This is a genomic window from Chitinophagales bacterium (genome assembly GCA_040877935.1).
GTDB lineage: Bacteria > Bacteroidota > Bacteroidia > Chitinophagales > CAIOSU01 > JBBDNB01.
Window position 1 is genome coordinate 17,352 of sequence record JBBDNB010000032.1, and the last position, 16,565, is coordinate 33,916.

The window sequence follows — 16,565 nt, forward strand, 5'->3', positions numbered from 1 at the left end:
CAAAGCTTTTGACGGTGAATTATAAGCATGATTGAGCGAATTTATGGATAAAGCATCAGAAAAAATAAGCGCACTCTATCTCTGTTATGACGGGATGACAGATCCGCTTGGCCAATCGCAGGTAATTCCCTATTTAAAAGGACTTGCTAAAAAAGGCGTGGCGTTCCACCTCATTAGTTTTGAAAAAAAACAAGCCTTTCAAAAAAACAAGGCTTTAATAAGTACAATTTTAAAGGAAGCTAATATTCACTGGCATCCCTTAAAGTATACCAAGCAGCCCCCAGTACTTTCTACTCTTTTTGATATTGAACGTCTTTTTATAAAAGTTAAGTCGTTAGATAAAAAACACAACTTTGATTTGATACACTGCCGGGGCTACATCACTTCTATGGTAGGATTGAGAATGAAATTGAATTTCAAGCTTCCCTTTGTATTCGATATGCGTGCTTTTTATGCCGATGAACGGGTTGATGGTGGTCATTGGAAACAAAGCAATTTTTTGTTTCGGAAAGTATATCAGTTTTTCAAAAGGAAAGAATTGGAATTTCTTGAAAATGCCGCTTACACCGTAAGCCTTACGGAAAAAGGCAAGACGATTATTCATTCCTGGGAAAAAGTGAAAAACAATCCTGTCCCTATTCAGGTCATTCCCTGTTGTGCCGATCTGGAGCTTTTTGATTATAGATCAGTTAATCAGGAAGAAATAAATGCCCTGAAAACTAAATTGGGCATCAACCGAGGAGAAAAAGTACTTGTGTATAGTGGTTCTGTTGGCACCTGGTATTTGCCCGATGAAATGCTCGATTTTTACAATGTTTTTAGAAAAAAATACTCTTCAACTAAGTTTTTGTTTCTCACTACTGAGCAGCCAGAATTTATTCTGCAAAAAGTGCGTGCAAAAAAAATCCCGGAATCTGAAATTATAATAACAGCAAGCTCTCGTGATGCTATGCCGCTGCATTTGGCTGTAGCTGATTATTCTATATTTTTTATCAAGCCTGTTTTTTCAAAAAGTGGCTCTTCTCCCACTAAAATGGGCGAGATTATGGGCATGGGCATTCCGCTTATTTGCAATTCAGGAGTTGGGGATGTGGATTTGATAGTTGAGGACACCAACTGTGGAGTATGTGTAAATGAATTCAATTATTCGGCTTATGAAGCATCACTTTCACAATTAGAGGATTCAAAATTTGATAAAGCACATATTAGAAAAGGCGCCTTTAAATATTACGACCTTTCACTTGGTGTAGATCGTTATTGGGAAGTATATAATGAAATATTGCAGCAATGAAGCTCTTGTTTTTGGTACCATATCCACAGAGCTCTGCTCCATCACAGCGTTTTCGTTTCGAACAGTACTTTACATTTCTGAAAGAGAAAGGTCTTGAATTTGATGTGCAGTCTTTTATAGATGATGCAACCTGGAAAGTATTGTATCAAAAAGGACGGGTATTAAAGAAGCTGTTGGGCATACTGAAAGGCTTTTTAAGAAGATTTTTGATATTGTTTCAGCTCAGAAAATACGATTACGTATTTATTCACAGGGAAGCAGCACCAATAGGGCCTCCTGTTTTTGAATATCTGATAGCTAAAGTTTTTCGCAAAAAAATAATTTTTGATTTTGACGATGCCATATGGTTGGAAAATGTGTCTGATTCCAATAAGCTATTTTCTAAAACCAAATTTTATGGAAAGACAAAAAAAATAATTCAATGGGCTTATAAAATTTCATGTGGAAATGAATACTTGTGTGAGTATGCCCGTCAGTTCAATCAAAATGTGGTTTTAAATCCCACAACGATTGATAGGCAAAATTTACATAAAGAAGTGAAAGACCAAAACAGCAAAAAACCTGCTATTGGCTGGACCGGGTCTCATTCTACTGTCAAGTATTTAAATGAAATTATTCCAGTAATTAAAAAATTAGAAGATCAAATTGACTTCGAGTTTATTCTGATATCTGACCGCAAACCTGACTGGAACCTGAAGTCCCTGAAATTTATTCCTTGGACAAAGGAAACGGAAGTAGGGGATTTGCTGCGCTTTAATATTGGTTTAATGCCCATTCCAGATGATGAATGGACCCGAGGGAAGTGTGGGTTCAAGGCCCTGCAATACATGTCTTTGGGTATTCCCGCACTGGTTTCGCCAGTGGCGGTAAATAAAAACATAGTAGATAATGGAATCAATGGTTTTTGGTGTAATTCTCCTGAAGAATGGGAAGAGCGTATTTTAGAATTGTTGAATAATCAAGCACTGAGAATTAAAATGGGAAAGGCTGCAATTGAAAAAATAAAATCAGAGTTTTCTGTTAGTGCCAATAAGAATAACTTTATAAGTCTATTCAAATAGTCAAGTTTCAAAATTGTGTTCAATCCTTTTATCTTGCATCAACTTATGAATTTTAGCAGCAGCGTATGTGTGGCATAGCAGGGGTTTTTGGAATATCAGAGGTGGAAAGGTTTGAGCCATATATGGCCAAGGCTGTCAATTGCCTGTCGAAACGCGGTCCCGATTTCCAAAAAATTCAAAGTTTTCCCAATGCTATATTAGGCCATGCCCGCCTTTCTATTATCGACACTTCTGCTGCCGGAAATCAACCCATGAGCGATTCCGCTGGTCGGTACACTATTGTTTTCAATGGTGAGGTTTATAATTTTAAGGAAATAGCTGCACAGCTTGAATCAAAGGGGGTGAAATTCACATCAGGTACGGATACGGAGGTTTTGCTCTATGCCTATATCCATTTTGGAGTGGAATGCGTGAAAATGTTCAATGGTTTTTTTGCTTTTGCCATTTATGATAAAGAAAAGCAGGACCTGTTCCTTGCCCGCGACCGTTTTGGAATTAAGCCCTTACTCCTATATCGCGATGATTCCATGATTGCCTTTGCTTCTGAAATGAAGGCCTTGATGGAGTTGCCCATAACGCGCGAATTAAATCCTGTAGCGCTTAAAGCCTATTTACAACTCAATTATATCCCCACGCCACTCAGTATTTTAAAAGGAATCGAGAAAATTGACCCTGGCACTTATTTGCAAATTAATAAGGATGGTGAAATCACCAAACAACAATATTATAAGCTGCCAGAAAAATCAGTTGAAAAATACGATTACGAAGCGGCCAAGGCAGAATTGATAAAACGAATGGAAGCATCCGTACAAAAAAGATTGATTGCCGATGTGCCGCTGGGCGCGTTTTTAAGCGGAGGAATAGACTCTTCAGTAATTGTGGCACTGGCATCAAGGCACACCCGTCAGCTCAATACTTTTTCGATTGGTTACAAGGATGAGCCTTATTTTGACGAAACAAAATATGCCAACCTAGTTGCTAAAAAATATAAAACCAAGCACACCGTATTCTCCCTCAGCAATGACGATTTGTATGCACATTTGGATGATATTCTGGATTATATAGATGAGCCTTTTGCCGATAGCTCTGCCATTGCGGTTTATATATTGAGCAAATTGACCAGAAAACATGTAACGGTTTCGCTTTCCGGAGATGGTGCAGATGAAGTCTTTTCGGGCTACAACAAGCACTTGGCAGATTACAGGGCGAGAAAGGGAGGTTTTCTAAATGCATTGGTCAAAGCAGGATCCCCAATTTGGAAAGCCCTGCCTAAATCCAGGAATGACAAGTTTTCCAATTTATTCCGACAATTGGACCGCTTTGCTACGGGCTTGAAAAAATCACCGGCAGAACGCTATTGGCGCTGGTGCGCTTTTGTAGATGAAGCTGCTGCCGAAAAGCTTTTGAAAACATTTAGCCATAAAGACCAGGCAGCATTCCTGAAACTCAAAGCAAAGTATTTGGATGAATTTGAGCAGGAAAATAATATCAATGATACCTTAAGAGCAGACATGCAATTGGTTTTGCAAAACGATATGTTGGTAAAGGTAGATTCCATGTCTATGGCCAATAGCTTGGAAGTGAGGGTGCCTTTTTTGGACCACAATGTGGTAGATTTTGCATTTGCACTGCCTGAAGAATATAAAATAGGGGGCGGATTTCGCAAAAGGATTTTGAAAGATGCTTTTAGGGAATTGCTCCCTGAAGAATTGTACAATAGGCCAAAGCACGGTTTTGAAGTGCCTTTGTTAAAATGGTTTCAAACATCGCTTCGAAGCAGAATAGAAAATGAATGGCTGGAAAAAGATTTTATTAGTGCACAGGGAATATTTAATTTGCATGAAATTGAAGCCCTGAAAAGGAAATTGTTTTCCAATGACCCTGGCGAAGTCCATGCACAGATATGGGCGCTTATTGTTTTTCAGTCTTGGTGGAAAAAATACATGATCTAAATAGATAAAGTGCCAAAAGTTTTAAGAATAATCAATCGATTGAATTTGGGAGGGCCGACCTACAACGCCTCCTATCTTTCGAAATATCTTAGTAGCGATTACGAGACCCTATTGGTAGCGGGCATGAAAGATGAAAGTGAAGCAAGCTCTGAGTTTATTGCCAAAAATTTGGGATTGGAGCCGGTTTATATCGAGAAAATGCACCGCGCCATAAATCCATTCAATGATATTCCAGCTTATCGTGCCATTCGAAAAATTATCAGGGAATACAAGCCCGACATAGTCCATACCCATGCTGCCAAAGCCGGGGCACTGGGCAGGATAGCAGCGCACAGAGAGGGGGTTCCGGTTATATTGCACACCTTTCACGGTCATGTATTCCATTCTTATTTTAATCCCTTAAAAACAAAAGTTTTCCTTAGCCTTGAACGCTATTTGGCAAGTATCAGCACCCGGATCATTACCATTAGTCGGCAGCAGCAAAAGGAAATTTGCGAAGATTTTAATATCTGTCCGGTAGAAAAATCAGTGGTCATTCCCCTGGGCTTTGATTTGAGTAGATTTCAGGAAAATATTGATGAAAAAAGAAAGGATTTTAGAGCGCATTATGCATTGGCAGAAGATGAAATTGCCATTGGTATTGTAGGTCGTTTGGTTCCAGTTAAAAATCATGCATTTTTTTTCAGGGCGGTGAAAAAATTATTGAAGCAAAGCAATAAAAAAGTGCGTATTATCATTATCGGTGACGGAGAATTGAGGGCAGAACTGCAGCATTTGTGTACGGAATTGGAATTGAATTATGCCCTTAAAGACTTTTCGGAAAATAAATCTCCTGTAGTTTTTACAGGCTGGATAAAGAATATAGACTGGGCTTATGCCGGACTGGATATTGTCGCACTGAGTTCTTTTAATGAAGGCACTCCTGTGAGTCTGATAGAAGCACAGGCAGCAAATAAAGCCATTGTGAGTACAGCAGTAGGTGGAATTCGGGATGTGGTGAAAGAAGGGACTTCGGCTCTTTTGAGCCCTTCAGGGGATGAAAATCAATTCGTTGAAAACCTATTGAAGCTGGTTGAAGATGATGCCCTTCGGATGAAAATGAGCAAAAACAGTGCAGCACACGCCCTGAACAAATTTAATTACAAAAGACTGGTCAGTGATACAGAGAATTTATACAATCAACTTTTGAATATAAAATCCTGAACTTGCAGCAAATTATAATTTGTATTTTTACACTGATTATGAATAGAAAACACGCCTACTTATTTCTGCTTGCCACTTTGTTCTGTCTCTTTTCAATGAGCTCTTGTAAAGTGATTTTCCCCAATTATATGCTCAGGGAAAACCAAAGCTATTTTTACTACGAAATTGAAGAGTTGAAAAAGCAGGAATTGGAAATTATTCCCGGTGACTGGATCAGCTTTACCTTAACCACACAAAGTGGCATTCAGTTGATCGATATGACCACCGGCACACAAACTGATGGACAGAACAACATGAACATGCAGCAAATGTTGCGCGGAGGTGGAGGGGCGCAGTATATGGTCAAACCTGATGGTATGGTGGAGCTTCCGGTAATAGGAGATATACTGGTAGAGGGGCTTACTCGAACTGAACTGGAAGATTTGCTGGAAGAAAAGTATTCCTACCTGTACAACGATCCCTTTGTGATGGTAAGAATGGAAGATCGGAGAGCCTATGTATTTATGGGGCTTGAAGGTGCCAAAGTGGTGCCCCTTATTAATGACAATATGACGCTTATTCAAGTGCTTGCAGCCTCAGGTGGGGTAACAAGAGGTTCTAAGTCCCGGAACATAAGGGTGATTCGTGGCGATTATGAAAATCCAAGCATTAGAAAAATTGATTTGTCAACTATAGCTGGACTTAAGGATGCAGATATGATCATTCAACCCAATGATTTGATTATAGTAGCGCCTACAACTCCGGTTGCTGCAGAACTGTTGAAACAAGTAACGCCAATCTTGGGCTTACTCTCAAGTTTGCTTACAATATATTTATTAATTACCAGGAGAGTTTAATGGGTAATAATAATTTTTTAAGGTCTATACAATCGGCCCTGGGTTCAGACTTCAACCTGGGCTTGTTTATATCAATTGCAAAAAAGAGCATTGTATGGGTGGTGCTTTTTATATTTATAGCAGCCCTCAGTGTTATATTGTATTTGCGCTATACCAATCCGGTCTATCAGGCTTCTTCCACCCTGATGCTGAAATCGGAAAAAACCGCTAAACTACTTGGGGCGGACAATGAATTTCTTGCATTGGACAGAGATGAGATATTAAGGGAAATTCAACTCATTAAGGCGACTGCTTTTACCAAAAGGGTAGTTGAAAAGCTGGATTTTGACATTTCCTATTACCGGAAAGGACGGACAAAATTAATATCTGCAGAACTTTATCCTACAGCTTCTTTTGAGCTTGAATACGATCAAATTTATAATTCTTCTATCTACGGAATAAAAATTAATATCGAGTTTTATCAAGATGGAACTGCACTATTGAATTATGTGGTAAGGGATAAATCAGAACAGCAGCGCATAAGAATTGGAGAATATTTTGAAAACAGCTATTTCAGTGGAAAAATTGAAATTAGTGACAAAGAATATAAGTCAGGAAATCTAACTGGTGATTATTTTTTTATAATTAATGATTCAGACGCCTATGCCTCTCAAATTGCCCGTCTTCTCATTGTTTCTCCTATTAATGCCAGTACCAGGACTTTGGAGATCAGTTATAAAGATGAAAACCAATCTAAAGCTACAGACATTGTAAACACGGTGTCAGAGGAGTTTAGAAAATATGATCTGGAAAGAAAACAGGAAAGTGTCAATAATATATTGGAATTTCTTCAGGTTCAAATTGGGAACTTTACCGAGCAGCTCAATATGTACCAGGATTCCTTAAAACAATTCCGTTTAGAAAACAATTTTCTCAGCCCTGAAAATGAAGCCAGTAATATCTTTGAGAGATTGAGCAAATTAGAAGAACAAAAAGAAATGCTCGGCTATGACCTCAATATCATCGACTGGTATGTGGGCTATATTGATCAGTTACAGGATCTGAGGATGATATCTCCCGGGCTTTTGGAAGAGCAGTTGTCAAGTTCTATTCAATATGTGAATACCTTGATAGAGTTGGAAAAAGAAAAAGAGGCTTTATTGAGAAAAACTACCAGTGAGCATCCAAAAGCGAAATTGATTGATAAAGAGATCAATGATATAAAATTCAGATTGAATCAGGAATTGATGAATAATATAAAGCGCCTGAATTTCAGATTGAAAAATGTTGAGAAAAATTACCAGGAGGAATTTGTTAGGTTTTTTGAATTGCCTGAAAAAGAAGCAGAATTTGAAAGGCTGAACAGAAAATACAAGATCAATGAGTCTTACTATTTGAACCTGCTTGAAAAACAGGCTGAAATTTCTATAGCAAGAGCAGGAATAGTCACAGATTATATAGTGCTTGAAAGGGCAAAGCTGCCTAAAACCCCTGTTGGTTTAGATGCTGCTGTAATTTGGTTGATGGCTATTGCAGGTGCTTTGTTCTTAGGTTTATTGCTTATTGTCTTAAGGTATTTATTGCACAATTCCATTGTTTCAATAGAGCAAATAAAAGCCAATTCCAGTGCCAATATTCTTGGAATTGTTCCTTCCTTAAAAGGGGAAGACCTGCTTTCTACGGTTATTGTTCAGACTAAACCAAAATCCCAAATTGCTGAAGCTTTCAGGACTATCCGATCCAATCTGCAATTTTTGACAAGTGCGGAGGAGTGTAAGAAAATAGCGATCAGTTCCACCATTTCAGGAGAAGGAAAAACTTTTATAGCTTTGAATATGGCCGGTATATTAAGCCAGCTCGGTAAAAAAGTTGTACTGGTAGATATGGATATGAGACGTCCAAGACTCAATTCTATTTTTGAAATAGGAAATGAAAAAGGACTCAGCACTATACTGGCCGGTAGAGATCAATTGGATGACTGCATATACCAGTCTGGAAAAGCCGGATTTGATATCATCACTTCAGGGCCAATCCCTCCGAATCCCGCTGAACTTATTCTTTCTGAAAATTTCAGAAAAATGACCGATGTACTCGAAGCGGAATACGACTATATTGTATTTGATACACCTCCTGTGGGTTTGGTTACTGATGGTCTGGAAATTATAAAATGGGTAGATTACCCGATCTATGTATTTAGAGCAGATTACTCTGAAATAAATTTTGTAACTAACTTGCAAACACTGGTTGAAGAGAATGAGCTCAAAAAGCTTTCTATTGTATTGAATGATATTGGCAGAAGTGATTCTGCATACTCCTACAGCTATGGCTACGGTTATGGTTATGGCTATGGATACGGAACAGGGTCGGGTTACTATGTAGAGGATTTAAAAGAAAAAAAATCTATATTCAGGCGTTTTTTTAGTTGAATAGACAAATTGGCAACAATCATTTATAACTTTTGAGTTTTGAATAGTTTAGAACAAATCCCTGTTTTTAATCTGGTCTTTTTCGGCCTTTTCTTTGCCATTGCCATATTTTTTTCAATATTGATTAATTTCTTGATTTTAAGGTTTTCAAGAAATCTTGGAATGCGGAATGTGCAGGAAGCCGGAGAACAGATCAGGTGGAGTGCTGAATCAAAACCTTCACTCGGGGGCTTTAGCTTTTATATTGTTTTTCTGATTTCCATAGCTGTATTGGGTATTGCGCCCTTAGATGGCAATGAATATTTCAGCAAAGAATTGATTGGCCTATTGGTAGCATCAAGCCTGGGCTTTTTACTTGGACTTGCAGACGATGCCTATAATACCAATCCACTGGTGAAGTTTATAGGGCAGTTTACCTGTGCAAGCCTGCTTATACTCACCGGATACACCATAGAAGCAACCAATATTCCAGAGCTCAATTACCTGCTTTCAATGATTTGGGTCATTGGGCTGATGAATTCCATCAATATGCTGGACAATATGGATGGCATTACTACATCCGTGTCTATTTCTATTCTGCTGGGCGCTTTATTGCTGATTTTGCTAAACGGGTATATAGACAATCATTACCTGATTATAATTCTTGGGGTTCTAGGAAGTTTAATAGGCTTTTTGTTTTTCAACTGGCATCCTTCAAAAATGTATATGGGCGATACCGGTAGCCAATTCCTGGGTGTATTGCTTGCAGGCATAAGTATGCTGTTTTTCTGGAATTTCAGGAGCAATAATATTGAGTTTTTTGAGCTCCGTCAATTCATTATTCCAGCTTTGCTTTTTATAGTGCCACTGATTGATACTACAACTGTTTTTATAAGAAGGCTTGCAAGAAGACAATCGCCATTTGTTGGCGGGAAAGACCACATCACGCACCATCTGGCCTATCTCGGACTCTCCGACAGGTGGGTTGCTGTCGTGCTTTTTCTTATCTCTTTAATTTCCATTCCACTGGTTTATTTGGTTTATCAAAATTTTGCAGAATGGAAGTTTCAATATACTTTAATGGGGGTGGGTTATTGCCTTGCGCTGTTTTTGATCTTTCAGTTGCTTTACGAAAAAGGAAAAAGAATGCAAAAGCACAAAAAAGAATAAATTACTAATATGGAACAGGATCCGCTATTGACCGAGAAACTTGAAAAACTCCGGGAGAAATATGCTGCTATGGGTCAGGATATGCTGTCCTATATTGACGGTTTGCTTTATGCTGATTACCTGACTTATTGGGATTATATCCGCCTTGATGTGCTACTGAACTTACAAGTTCCCCGTACACCCTATCCCGATGAAAAGATATTTATCCTATACCACCAGATTACAGAGCTTTATTTTCGCTTGGTATTGCATGCAGGAGAGCAAGTGAGGGAGCGCGGAGATAAACTTACGTCATCTTTTTTTACCACGCAGGTGAAGCGCATGAACAGTTATTTCGAAAGTCTGATCAAGTCTTTTGAAATAATGATCGAAGGCATGGACAAGCAGCAGTTTCTGAAATTTAGAATGGCTCTGCTGCCTGCCAGTGGATTTCAATCTGCTCAATATCGAATAATTGAGTTGATGGCTACCGATGCCTACCTTTTGACATGGCATGAAAAAAGAGCAGAGTTCGATAAGCGGACAGACGCCAAAAGATTGTACAAAAACCTTTACTGGAAAAAAGGGGCAACTGAATTGGAAACCAAAAAGAAAACGCTAACACTCAAACAATTTGAGGTCAAATATGGAGATGATTTCATAGAAATGATCGATGAATATCGCAAGCAAAACCTTTATTTTCTATATCGCAAGCTAAAAAGGGAAAGCAAAGAAAACCTGGATAATTTAAAACACGAGCTGCGCAAATTAGACCATTATGCAAATGTGCAGTGGCCATTAATGCACTACCGCTCTGCTGTGCGTTATCTGCAAAAAGATCCTGAAGACATTAAAGCAACAGGCGGTACCAATTGGCAAAAATACCTGCCTCCGAGAAACCAGTTCATTGTTTTTTATCCCGAACTCTGGACAGAATTGGAATTAAAGGAATGGGGCGTGAAAGAATTCCGAAAAGAATTTATGCCTTAAAGGCTGCAATACACTTTAACTCTATTGCAATAGGAGTGGGTAAGCTGTTTACTTCCACCGTGGTTCTACAAGGTTGGTTTTCCTTAAAATACTCCGCATAAATGCGATTGAAAGCATGAAAATCCCTTTTCATATTGGTAAGGAAAACCGTTACGTCCACCAAGTCTTCCCATTCAGCTCCGGAGGATTCCAAAATGGCTTTTACATTCTGAAATACAGAATGGCATTGTGCTTCAAAATCAAATTCCTTGAAATTTCCGTTGTGGTCCAATTCCAGTCCCGGAACTTTTGAATCGTTTTTATCAGAATTGGCCCTTCGAGGCCCTACTCCCGAAAGAAATAATAAATTTCCCGCTTTCTTGGCATGAGGATACAAGCCAACCGGCTTAGGTGCTTTATCGCTGTATGTTTTGTCACTCATAATTATTGGTATTTGATGCAAATGTTTTTTGCTTCTGTGAAAAAACGCATGGCTTCCCAGCCACCTTCCCGTCCCACACCTGATTGTTTGGTGCCTCCAAAGGGAGTCCGCAAATCGCGCAAAAGCCAGGTATTGACCCATACAATGCCACTTTCTATTTTTTCCGCCATACGATGTGCCCTGTTTAGATTATTCGTCCATATTGTAGATGATAGACCATAAGCTGTGCTATTGGCAAATTCCAAAACTTCCTGTTCTTCTTTGAAAGGAATCAGACTGACTACAGGGCCGAATATTTCCTCTTGGTTGATTTGGCAAAAAGCATCTAGTCCTTCGATGATTGTGGGTTCAAAGAAATAGCCCTGTTTACAGCGGCCATCAAGGGAAATACGTTTTCCTCCTGCTATTATTTTTCCTCCGCTTTTCACTGCCAGATCAACATAATGCTCAATTTTTTCCAAATGTGCTTTTGAAACCACTGCCCCCATCTGATTTTTAGGATCTAATGGATCGCCAATATTCAAAGCTTTGACTTTTGCTGCAAATGCGGTTTTAAATTTTTTGTAAATGCTTTCCTGGATAAAAATTCGGGAACCACACAAACAAATCTGTCCCTGATTGGCAAATGAGGATTTCACAGAAGTATTCAGTGCATTTTCAAAATTGGCATCATCGAAAATAATATTGGGGTTTTTTCCGCCCAATTCCAATGAGAGTTTCTTGAACATCGGTGCTGCGGTGGCTGCTATTTGTTTGCCAGTTTGTGTTCCTCCCGTAAATGAAATTGCCTTGATTTTCGGGTGCGATACAATTTCCTGCCCGATTTCAGCTCCATTGCCGTGCAAAACATTCAATACACCTTTTGGAAAACCTATCTCAATACAGATTTTACTCAAAATAAAAGCCGTCATCGGGGTGATTTCGGAGGGTTTGGCAATCACACAGTTTCCTGTTGCAAGTGCCGGAGCTATTTTCCAGGTGAAAAGATACAAAGGTAAATTCCAGGGGGAAATACAGCCCACAATTCCCAAAGGTCTGCGCAGCGTATAATTGATGGCCTCGCCTTCCATAAAATGCGATTCTGAGGCAAATTGCGAAGCTGCTTTGGCAAAAAACCTAAAATTGGCTGAAGCCCTTGGGATATCCACTGCACGGGCCAATTTTTCGGGTTTTCCATTGTCCTTGCTTTCAGCAGCTACCAATGCATCCATATGCGCTTCAATGGCATCGGAGAGTTTCAGTAGCCATTCTGAGCGGGTTTCATGACCGCAATTGCTCCATTCCGGAAAAGCTTTTTGTGCAGCTTCTACTGCAATATCTAAATCCTTTTTATTAGAAAGCGGGATTTTAGAATAGCATTTTCCGGTGGCGGGTTCAATATTGTTTAGCCATTGTCCGGATTCCGGCTCTATGAGTTTGCCATTGATATAATTCAGTAGTTTTTCCATTACAAAGATCCTGTTCTTCCGCCATCTATGGGCATATTGATGCCATTGACATATGCTGCTGCCGGGCTTGCAAGAAAAGCCGCTGCTGCCGCTATTTCATTGGGCTCGGCAAATCGTTTCAATGGTATTTTTGCTTTCATGGCTTCCTCTACTGCCTGTTTGGAAAGGCCTTTTTTAGAGGCTTTGCTCTCTACAATTTCCGCAAGGCGCTCGGTTGCAGTAGCACCCGGCAATATATTGTTTACCGTAATGCCGAATTCTCCCAGTTCATTGGACAGTGTTTTGGACCAATTGGCCACTGCTCCGCGAATGGTATTGGATACGCCCAGCTCTTGCAGCGGCTGTTTTACAGAAGTAGAGATCACATTGATAATGCGTCCATAGCCGCTTTTTTTCATTCCATCAAGTACCGCCTGAACAAGAATATGATTGCAGACCAAATGCTTCCTGAAAGCCTCTTGGTATTCTTCTACTCTTGCGTGAATGGCCATTCCTCCAGGAGGGCCACCGGTATTGTTTACAAGAATCTGAAATTTTTTATTGTTGTTTTTTAAATGTGCGTTTATCTTGGTCTTTAACTCGTTCGGGTTGCCGAAATCGGCTATCAGGTATTCGTGGCTTTGGCCCACGCTGTCATCCAAGTGGCGCATTACATTGGCCAATTTGTCGGCACTGCGTGCAACAAGAGTGATATTGGCACCAAGCAAGGCAAGTTCTTCAGCGATGGCGCGACCAATTCCACTACTGCTGCCGGAAACCAGGGCGTTTTTTCCTTTTAAATCTAAATTCATCTATGTTATTTTATTTCCCGCCTGAATTTACGAAAAATTGAAAAGCATTTTCACATAAAAGCATCTTGCATATTGAAACTTAAACTTTCAATTTGCATAAAAAATTCTGATGCTTATTCTATTTTACCGGTGCTTTAAATCCAAAAACTAAAACAAGTCAAGCTGATAATGTAACTTTATTCGCCTGTTAAACATCAAACAAAACCAATGGCCAATTCAGACAAAAGACTCTTTTTACTCGATGCTTTTGCATTGATCTATCGTTCCTATTTTGCTTTCAGCAGAAGTCCCATTGTCAACTCCAAAGGCATGAATACTTCGGCTATTTATGGATTCACCAATACTTTAATGGAATTGCTCAACAAGGAAAACCCCTCTCATATTGCAGTGGTATTCGACTCTATGGAGCAAATTACAGACCGCGCTGCCGAGCATGATTTTTACAAAGCCAATCGGGAGAAAATGCCGGAGGATATTGCACTTGCCATTCCTATTATCAAAAAATTGCTGGAAGCCTTTCAAATTCCAACAATGGAACTGGCCGGCTATGAAGCAGATGACATTATTGGCACCCTGGCCAAAAAGGCAGAAAAGGAAGGCTATACCACCTACATGGTTACGCCCGATAAAGATTTTGGGCAATTGGTAAGCGATAATATTCTTATGTATAAACCCTCTTACCAGGGAAAGCCCAGGGAAATTCTGGGCATAAAGGAAGTAAAGGAAAAATGGGACATCGACCGAATAGACCAGGTAATAGATATGCTGGGCATGTCGGGCGATGCTTCAGATAATATTCCCGGAATACCTGGCGTGGGGCCCAAAACAGCGGTCAAGCTTTTAAAAGAATACGGCTCTATGGAAGCGTTGTACGAACATACAGATGAGCTCAAAGGCAAACTGAAAGAACGGGTAGAAGAAAACAAAGAGCAGGCGTTCATCTCCAAGCAGCTCGCCACAATTATAATTGATGCTCCTGTTGATCTGGACGAGGAAGATGTGACCCGCTCTGAACCCAATAAAAAACTCCTGGAAGAACTCTTTACCGAGCTTGAATTCAGGGCTTTGGGCAAGCGGATACTGGGGGATGACTTTTCTGTGAATACCGAAAAGAAAGTAAACAAGACAGGGCAGTTGGATCTTTTTAGTCAAAATGAAGGCAGCAATAATCCGCCTGTAGATGAACTTAAACCTGACAATGGAGGAAAGCATATTGAAAATACAGACCACAAATACCATCTTGTAGAAAGCGACAGTGCAATTGAAAAACTAATAGCGCTACTTGAAAAATCCAAAGGCTTTTGCTTCGATACAGAAACCACTTCCCTGGATGCCAACAACTGCGAACTGGTGGGGCTTTCTTTTTCCCTAAAAGCAAAAGAGGCTTATTACGTGCCGGTTCCAGAAGATCAGGATAAGGCCAAAGCCCTGCTCAAAAAGTTTAAAGCTGTATTTGAGGATGAGAAAATCGAGAAGACAGGGCAAAACCTGAAATACGATATTGTGGTTTTGATGTGGTATGATGTCTTTGTGAAGGGCAGCCTATTTGATACCATGCTTGCACATTATCTACTCGACCCCGATTCAAGCCATAAAATGGACCGTCTGGCAGAAAATTTCCTGGGATATTCCCCGGTAGATATTGAATCACTGATCGGGAAAAAAGGAAAAAACCAGGGCAGTATGCGCGATGTGCCGCTCGATAAAATAAAAGAATATGCCTCGGAAGATGCGGACATTACCCTGCAATTGCGCGAAAAGTTTGAACCCATGATCAAGGAAGAAGGCATGGATAAACTGTTCCATGAAATAGAAACACCTTTGGTAAGGGTATTGGCAGAAATGGAAAAGGAAGGCGTGGCGCTGGATACCGATTTTCTGAAAAAATATTCTGAAACGCTGAACACGGATATTTTAAAGCACCGTGAAAAAGTTTTTGAACTGGCCGGCACGGAATTCAATATGGATTCTCCAAAGCAATTGGGGACTGTGCTTTTTGACAAGATGGAAATTCCCTATACCGGCAAAAAAACCAAAACCGGGCAGTATTCCACCAATGAGGAAAAACTCTCAAAGCTGGCCAATGAACATGAAATCGTGGAATATATCCTCGATTATCGTGAGCTGACCAAGCTCAAATCTACCTATGTGGATGCATTGCCCAATGCCATCAACCCCAAAACCGGGCGGGTACATTCCCACTTTTTGCAAACTGTAACCGCTACCGGTAGGCTCAGTTCCAATAATCCCAATTTGCAAAATATACCTATCCGCACAGAGCGCGGTAGGAAAGTAAGACAGGCATTTATTCCACGTAGCGAGGAATATGTAATAATGGCCGCTGATTATTCGCAAATCGAACTTCGGTTGGTAGCTGATATTAGCGGAGATGAGGCCATGCTCAATGCTTTCAAGGAGGGACAGGATATTCACGCTTCAACTGCGGCAAAATTGTATAAAGTGCCCTTGGAAGAAGTCACACGAAAAATGCGCGGCAATGCCAAAATGGTCAACTTCGGGATTATCTATGGCATTTCTGCCTATGGCCTTTCGCAAAGGGCCAATATTCCAAGAAGAGATGCAGCACAGATGATTGAAGATTATTTCAAGGAATATTCCGGTATTAAAAAATACATGACGGAATCGGTGGAATTTGCAAAGAAAAACGGTTACGCAAAAACACTGATGGGCAGAAAACGCTATTTGCGCGACATCGATTCCCGCAATGCAACGGTAAGGGGATTTGCAGAACGTAATGCCATCAACACCCCTATTCAGGGCAGTGCTGCTGATATGATAAAAATTGCAATGGTAGCTTTACATAAAGAATTGGCACAAAAAAACTGGAAGTCGAAATTGACGCTACAAGTGCATGATGAACTGGTGTTTGATGCGCACAAAGATGAATTAGAGGAGCTGAAACCCCTGGTAGAAAGCTGTATGAAAAATACATTAGACCTAAAAGTCCCTATTCTTGTGGAAATGGGAACCGGAAAGAATTGGCTTGAAGCACATTAACTGATATTAATGTGCTATATT

Annotated in this window: 12 protein-coding genes; 9 read left to right on the plus strand and 3 right to left on the minus strand. The window is 40.0% G+C overall.

The genetic code is table 11. From position 1 onward, the window contains the following. The first annotated feature begins 43 nt into the window (after positions 1–43). The 8 genes from WD048_08000 to WD048_08035 all read left to right on the plus strand — a co-directional run bounded on the left by WD048_08000 (position 44) and on the right by WD048_08035 (position 10,866). Positions 44–1,291 carry a glycosyltransferase gene (locus WD048_08000; GenBank protein ID MEX0812146.1) on the plus strand — a complete coding sequence of 416 codons (1,248 nt, stop codon included), beginning with the start codon at positions 44–46 and terminating at the stop codon, positions 1,289–1,291. Beyond that, entirely contained in the window at positions 1,288–2,352 is a 1,065-nt protein-coding gene (locus tag WD048_08005; protein ID MEX0812147.1) for a glycosyltransferase, read from the plus strand. The genes WD048_08000 and WD048_08005 overlap by 4 nt, the downstream gene beginning before the upstream one ends. Before the next feature lie 65 nt (positions 2,353–2,417). Further along, positions 2,418–4,304, plus strand: a complete 1,887-nt coding sequence (gene asnB, locus WD048_08010; protein MEX0812148.1) for an asparagine synthase (glutamine-hydrolyzing) — start codon at positions 2,418–2,420, stop codon at positions 4,302–4,304. A 9-nt stretch (positions 4,305–4,313) separates the two neighbouring features. Further along, positions 4,314–5,507, plus strand: coding sequence for a glycosyltransferase (locus WD048_08015; protein MEX0812149.1), 1,194 nt, complete (start codon positions 4,314–4,316; stop codon positions 5,505–5,507). A 38-nt stretch (positions 5,508–5,545) separates the two neighbouring features. After that, positions 5,546–6,343: a polysaccharide biosynthesis/export family protein gene (locus WD048_08020; GenBank protein MEX0812150.1), complete on the plus strand. Its 798-nt coding sequence runs from the start codon at positions 5,546–5,548 to the stop codon at positions 6,341–6,343. Next, positions 6,343–8,748 carry a polysaccharide biosynthesis tyrosine autokinase gene (locus WD048_08025; protein MEX0812151.1) on the plus strand — a complete coding sequence of 802 codons (2,406 nt, stop codon included), beginning with the start codon at positions 6,343–6,345 and terminating at the stop codon, positions 8,746–8,748. Before WD048_08020 ends, WD048_08025 begins: the two co-directional genes overlap by 1 nt. 39 nt (positions 8,749–8,787) lie before the next feature. Beyond that, complete coding sequence (locus tag WD048_08030; protein ID MEX0812152.1) at positions 8,788–9,897, plus strand: MraY family glycosyltransferase; 1,110 nt, start codon at positions 8,788–8,790, stop codon at positions 9,895–9,897. Positions 9,898–9,906: 9 nt separating this feature from the next. Next, positions 9,907–10,866 (plus strand): tryptophan 2,3-dioxygenase family protein, encoded by a 960-nt coding sequence (locus WD048_08035; GenBank protein ID MEX0812153.1) that lies wholly within the window; start codon positions 9,907–9,909, stop codon positions 10,864–10,866. On the opposite strand, the gene WD048_08040 is transcribed toward WD048_08035, so the two are convergent. Genes WD048_08040 through WD048_08050 form a run of 3 tightly spaced genes read right to left on the minus strand, consistent with a single transcriptional unit; the run spans position 10,856 to position 13,526 of the window. Continuing rightward, a complete protein-coding gene (locus WD048_08040; GenBank protein MEX0812154.1) occupies positions 10,856–11,287 on the minus strand; it encodes a Rid family hydrolase in 432 nt (143 codons plus the stop codon). The genes WD048_08035 and WD048_08040 overlap by 11 nt on opposite strands. A gap of 2 nt (positions 11,288–11,289) precedes the next feature. Continuing rightward, on the minus strand, positions 11,290–12,735 hold the full coding sequence (locus WD048_08045; protein MEX0812155.1) for an aldehyde dehydrogenase: 1,446 nt from the start codon (positions 12,733–12,735) through the stop codon (positions 11,290–11,292). Further along, a complete protein-coding gene (locus WD048_08050; GenBank protein ID MEX0812156.1) occupies positions 12,735–13,526 on the minus strand; it encodes an SDR family oxidoreductase in 792 nt (263 codons plus the stop codon). The genes WD048_08045 and WD048_08050 overlap by 1 nt, the downstream gene beginning before the upstream one ends. 207 nt (positions 13,527–13,733) lie before the next feature. On the opposite strand from WD048_08050, the gene polA reads away from it, so the two are divergent. Then, positions 13,734–16,544 (plus strand): DNA polymerase I, encoded by a 2,811-nt coding sequence (gene polA / locus WD048_08055; GenBank protein MEX0812157.1) that lies wholly within the window; start codon positions 13,734–13,736, stop codon positions 16,542–16,544. Positions 16,545–16,565 lie beyond the last annotated feature (21 nt).

Excerpts from the sequence above, each read along its gene's own strand:
- WD048_08020 (MEX0812150.1), top strand. The coding sequence starts at position 5,546 with ATGAATAGAAAACACGCCTACTTATTTCTGCTTGCCACTTTGTTCTGT.
- WD048_08050 (MEX0812156.1), bottom strand. The coding sequence starts at position 13,526 with ATGAATTTAGATTTAAAAGGAAAAAACGCCCTGGTTTCCGGCAGCAGT.
- asnB (MEX0812148.1), top strand. The coding sequence starts at position 2,418 with ATGTGTGGCATAGCAGGGGTTTTTGGAATATCAGAGGTGGAAAGGTTT.
- polA (MEX0812157.1), top strand. The coding sequence starts at position 13,734 with ATGGCCAATTCAGACAAAAGACTCTTTTTACTCGATGCTTTTGCATTG.
- WD048_08005 (MEX0812147.1), top strand. The coding sequence starts at position 1,288 with ATGAAGCTCTTGTTTTTGGTACCATATCCACAGAGCTCTGCTCCATCA.
- WD048_08025 (MEX0812151.1), top strand. The coding sequence starts at position 6,343 with ATGGGTAATAATAATTTTTTAAGGTCTATACAATCGGCCCTGGGTTCA.
- WD048_08040 (MEX0812154.1), bottom strand. The coding sequence starts at position 11,287 with ATGAGTGACAAAACATACAGCGATAAAGCACCTAAGCCGGTTGGCTTG.
- WD048_08000 (MEX0812146.1), top strand. The coding sequence starts at position 44 with ATGGATAAAGCATCAGAAAAAATAAGCGCACTCTATCTCTGTTATGAC.
- WD048_08045 (MEX0812155.1), bottom strand. The coding sequence starts at position 12,735 with ATGGAAAAACTACTGAATTATATCAATGGCAAACTCATAGAGCCGGAA.
- WD048_08035 (MEX0812153.1), top strand. The coding sequence starts at position 9,907 with ATGGAACAGGATCCGCTATTGACCGAGAAACTTGAAAAACTCCGGGAG.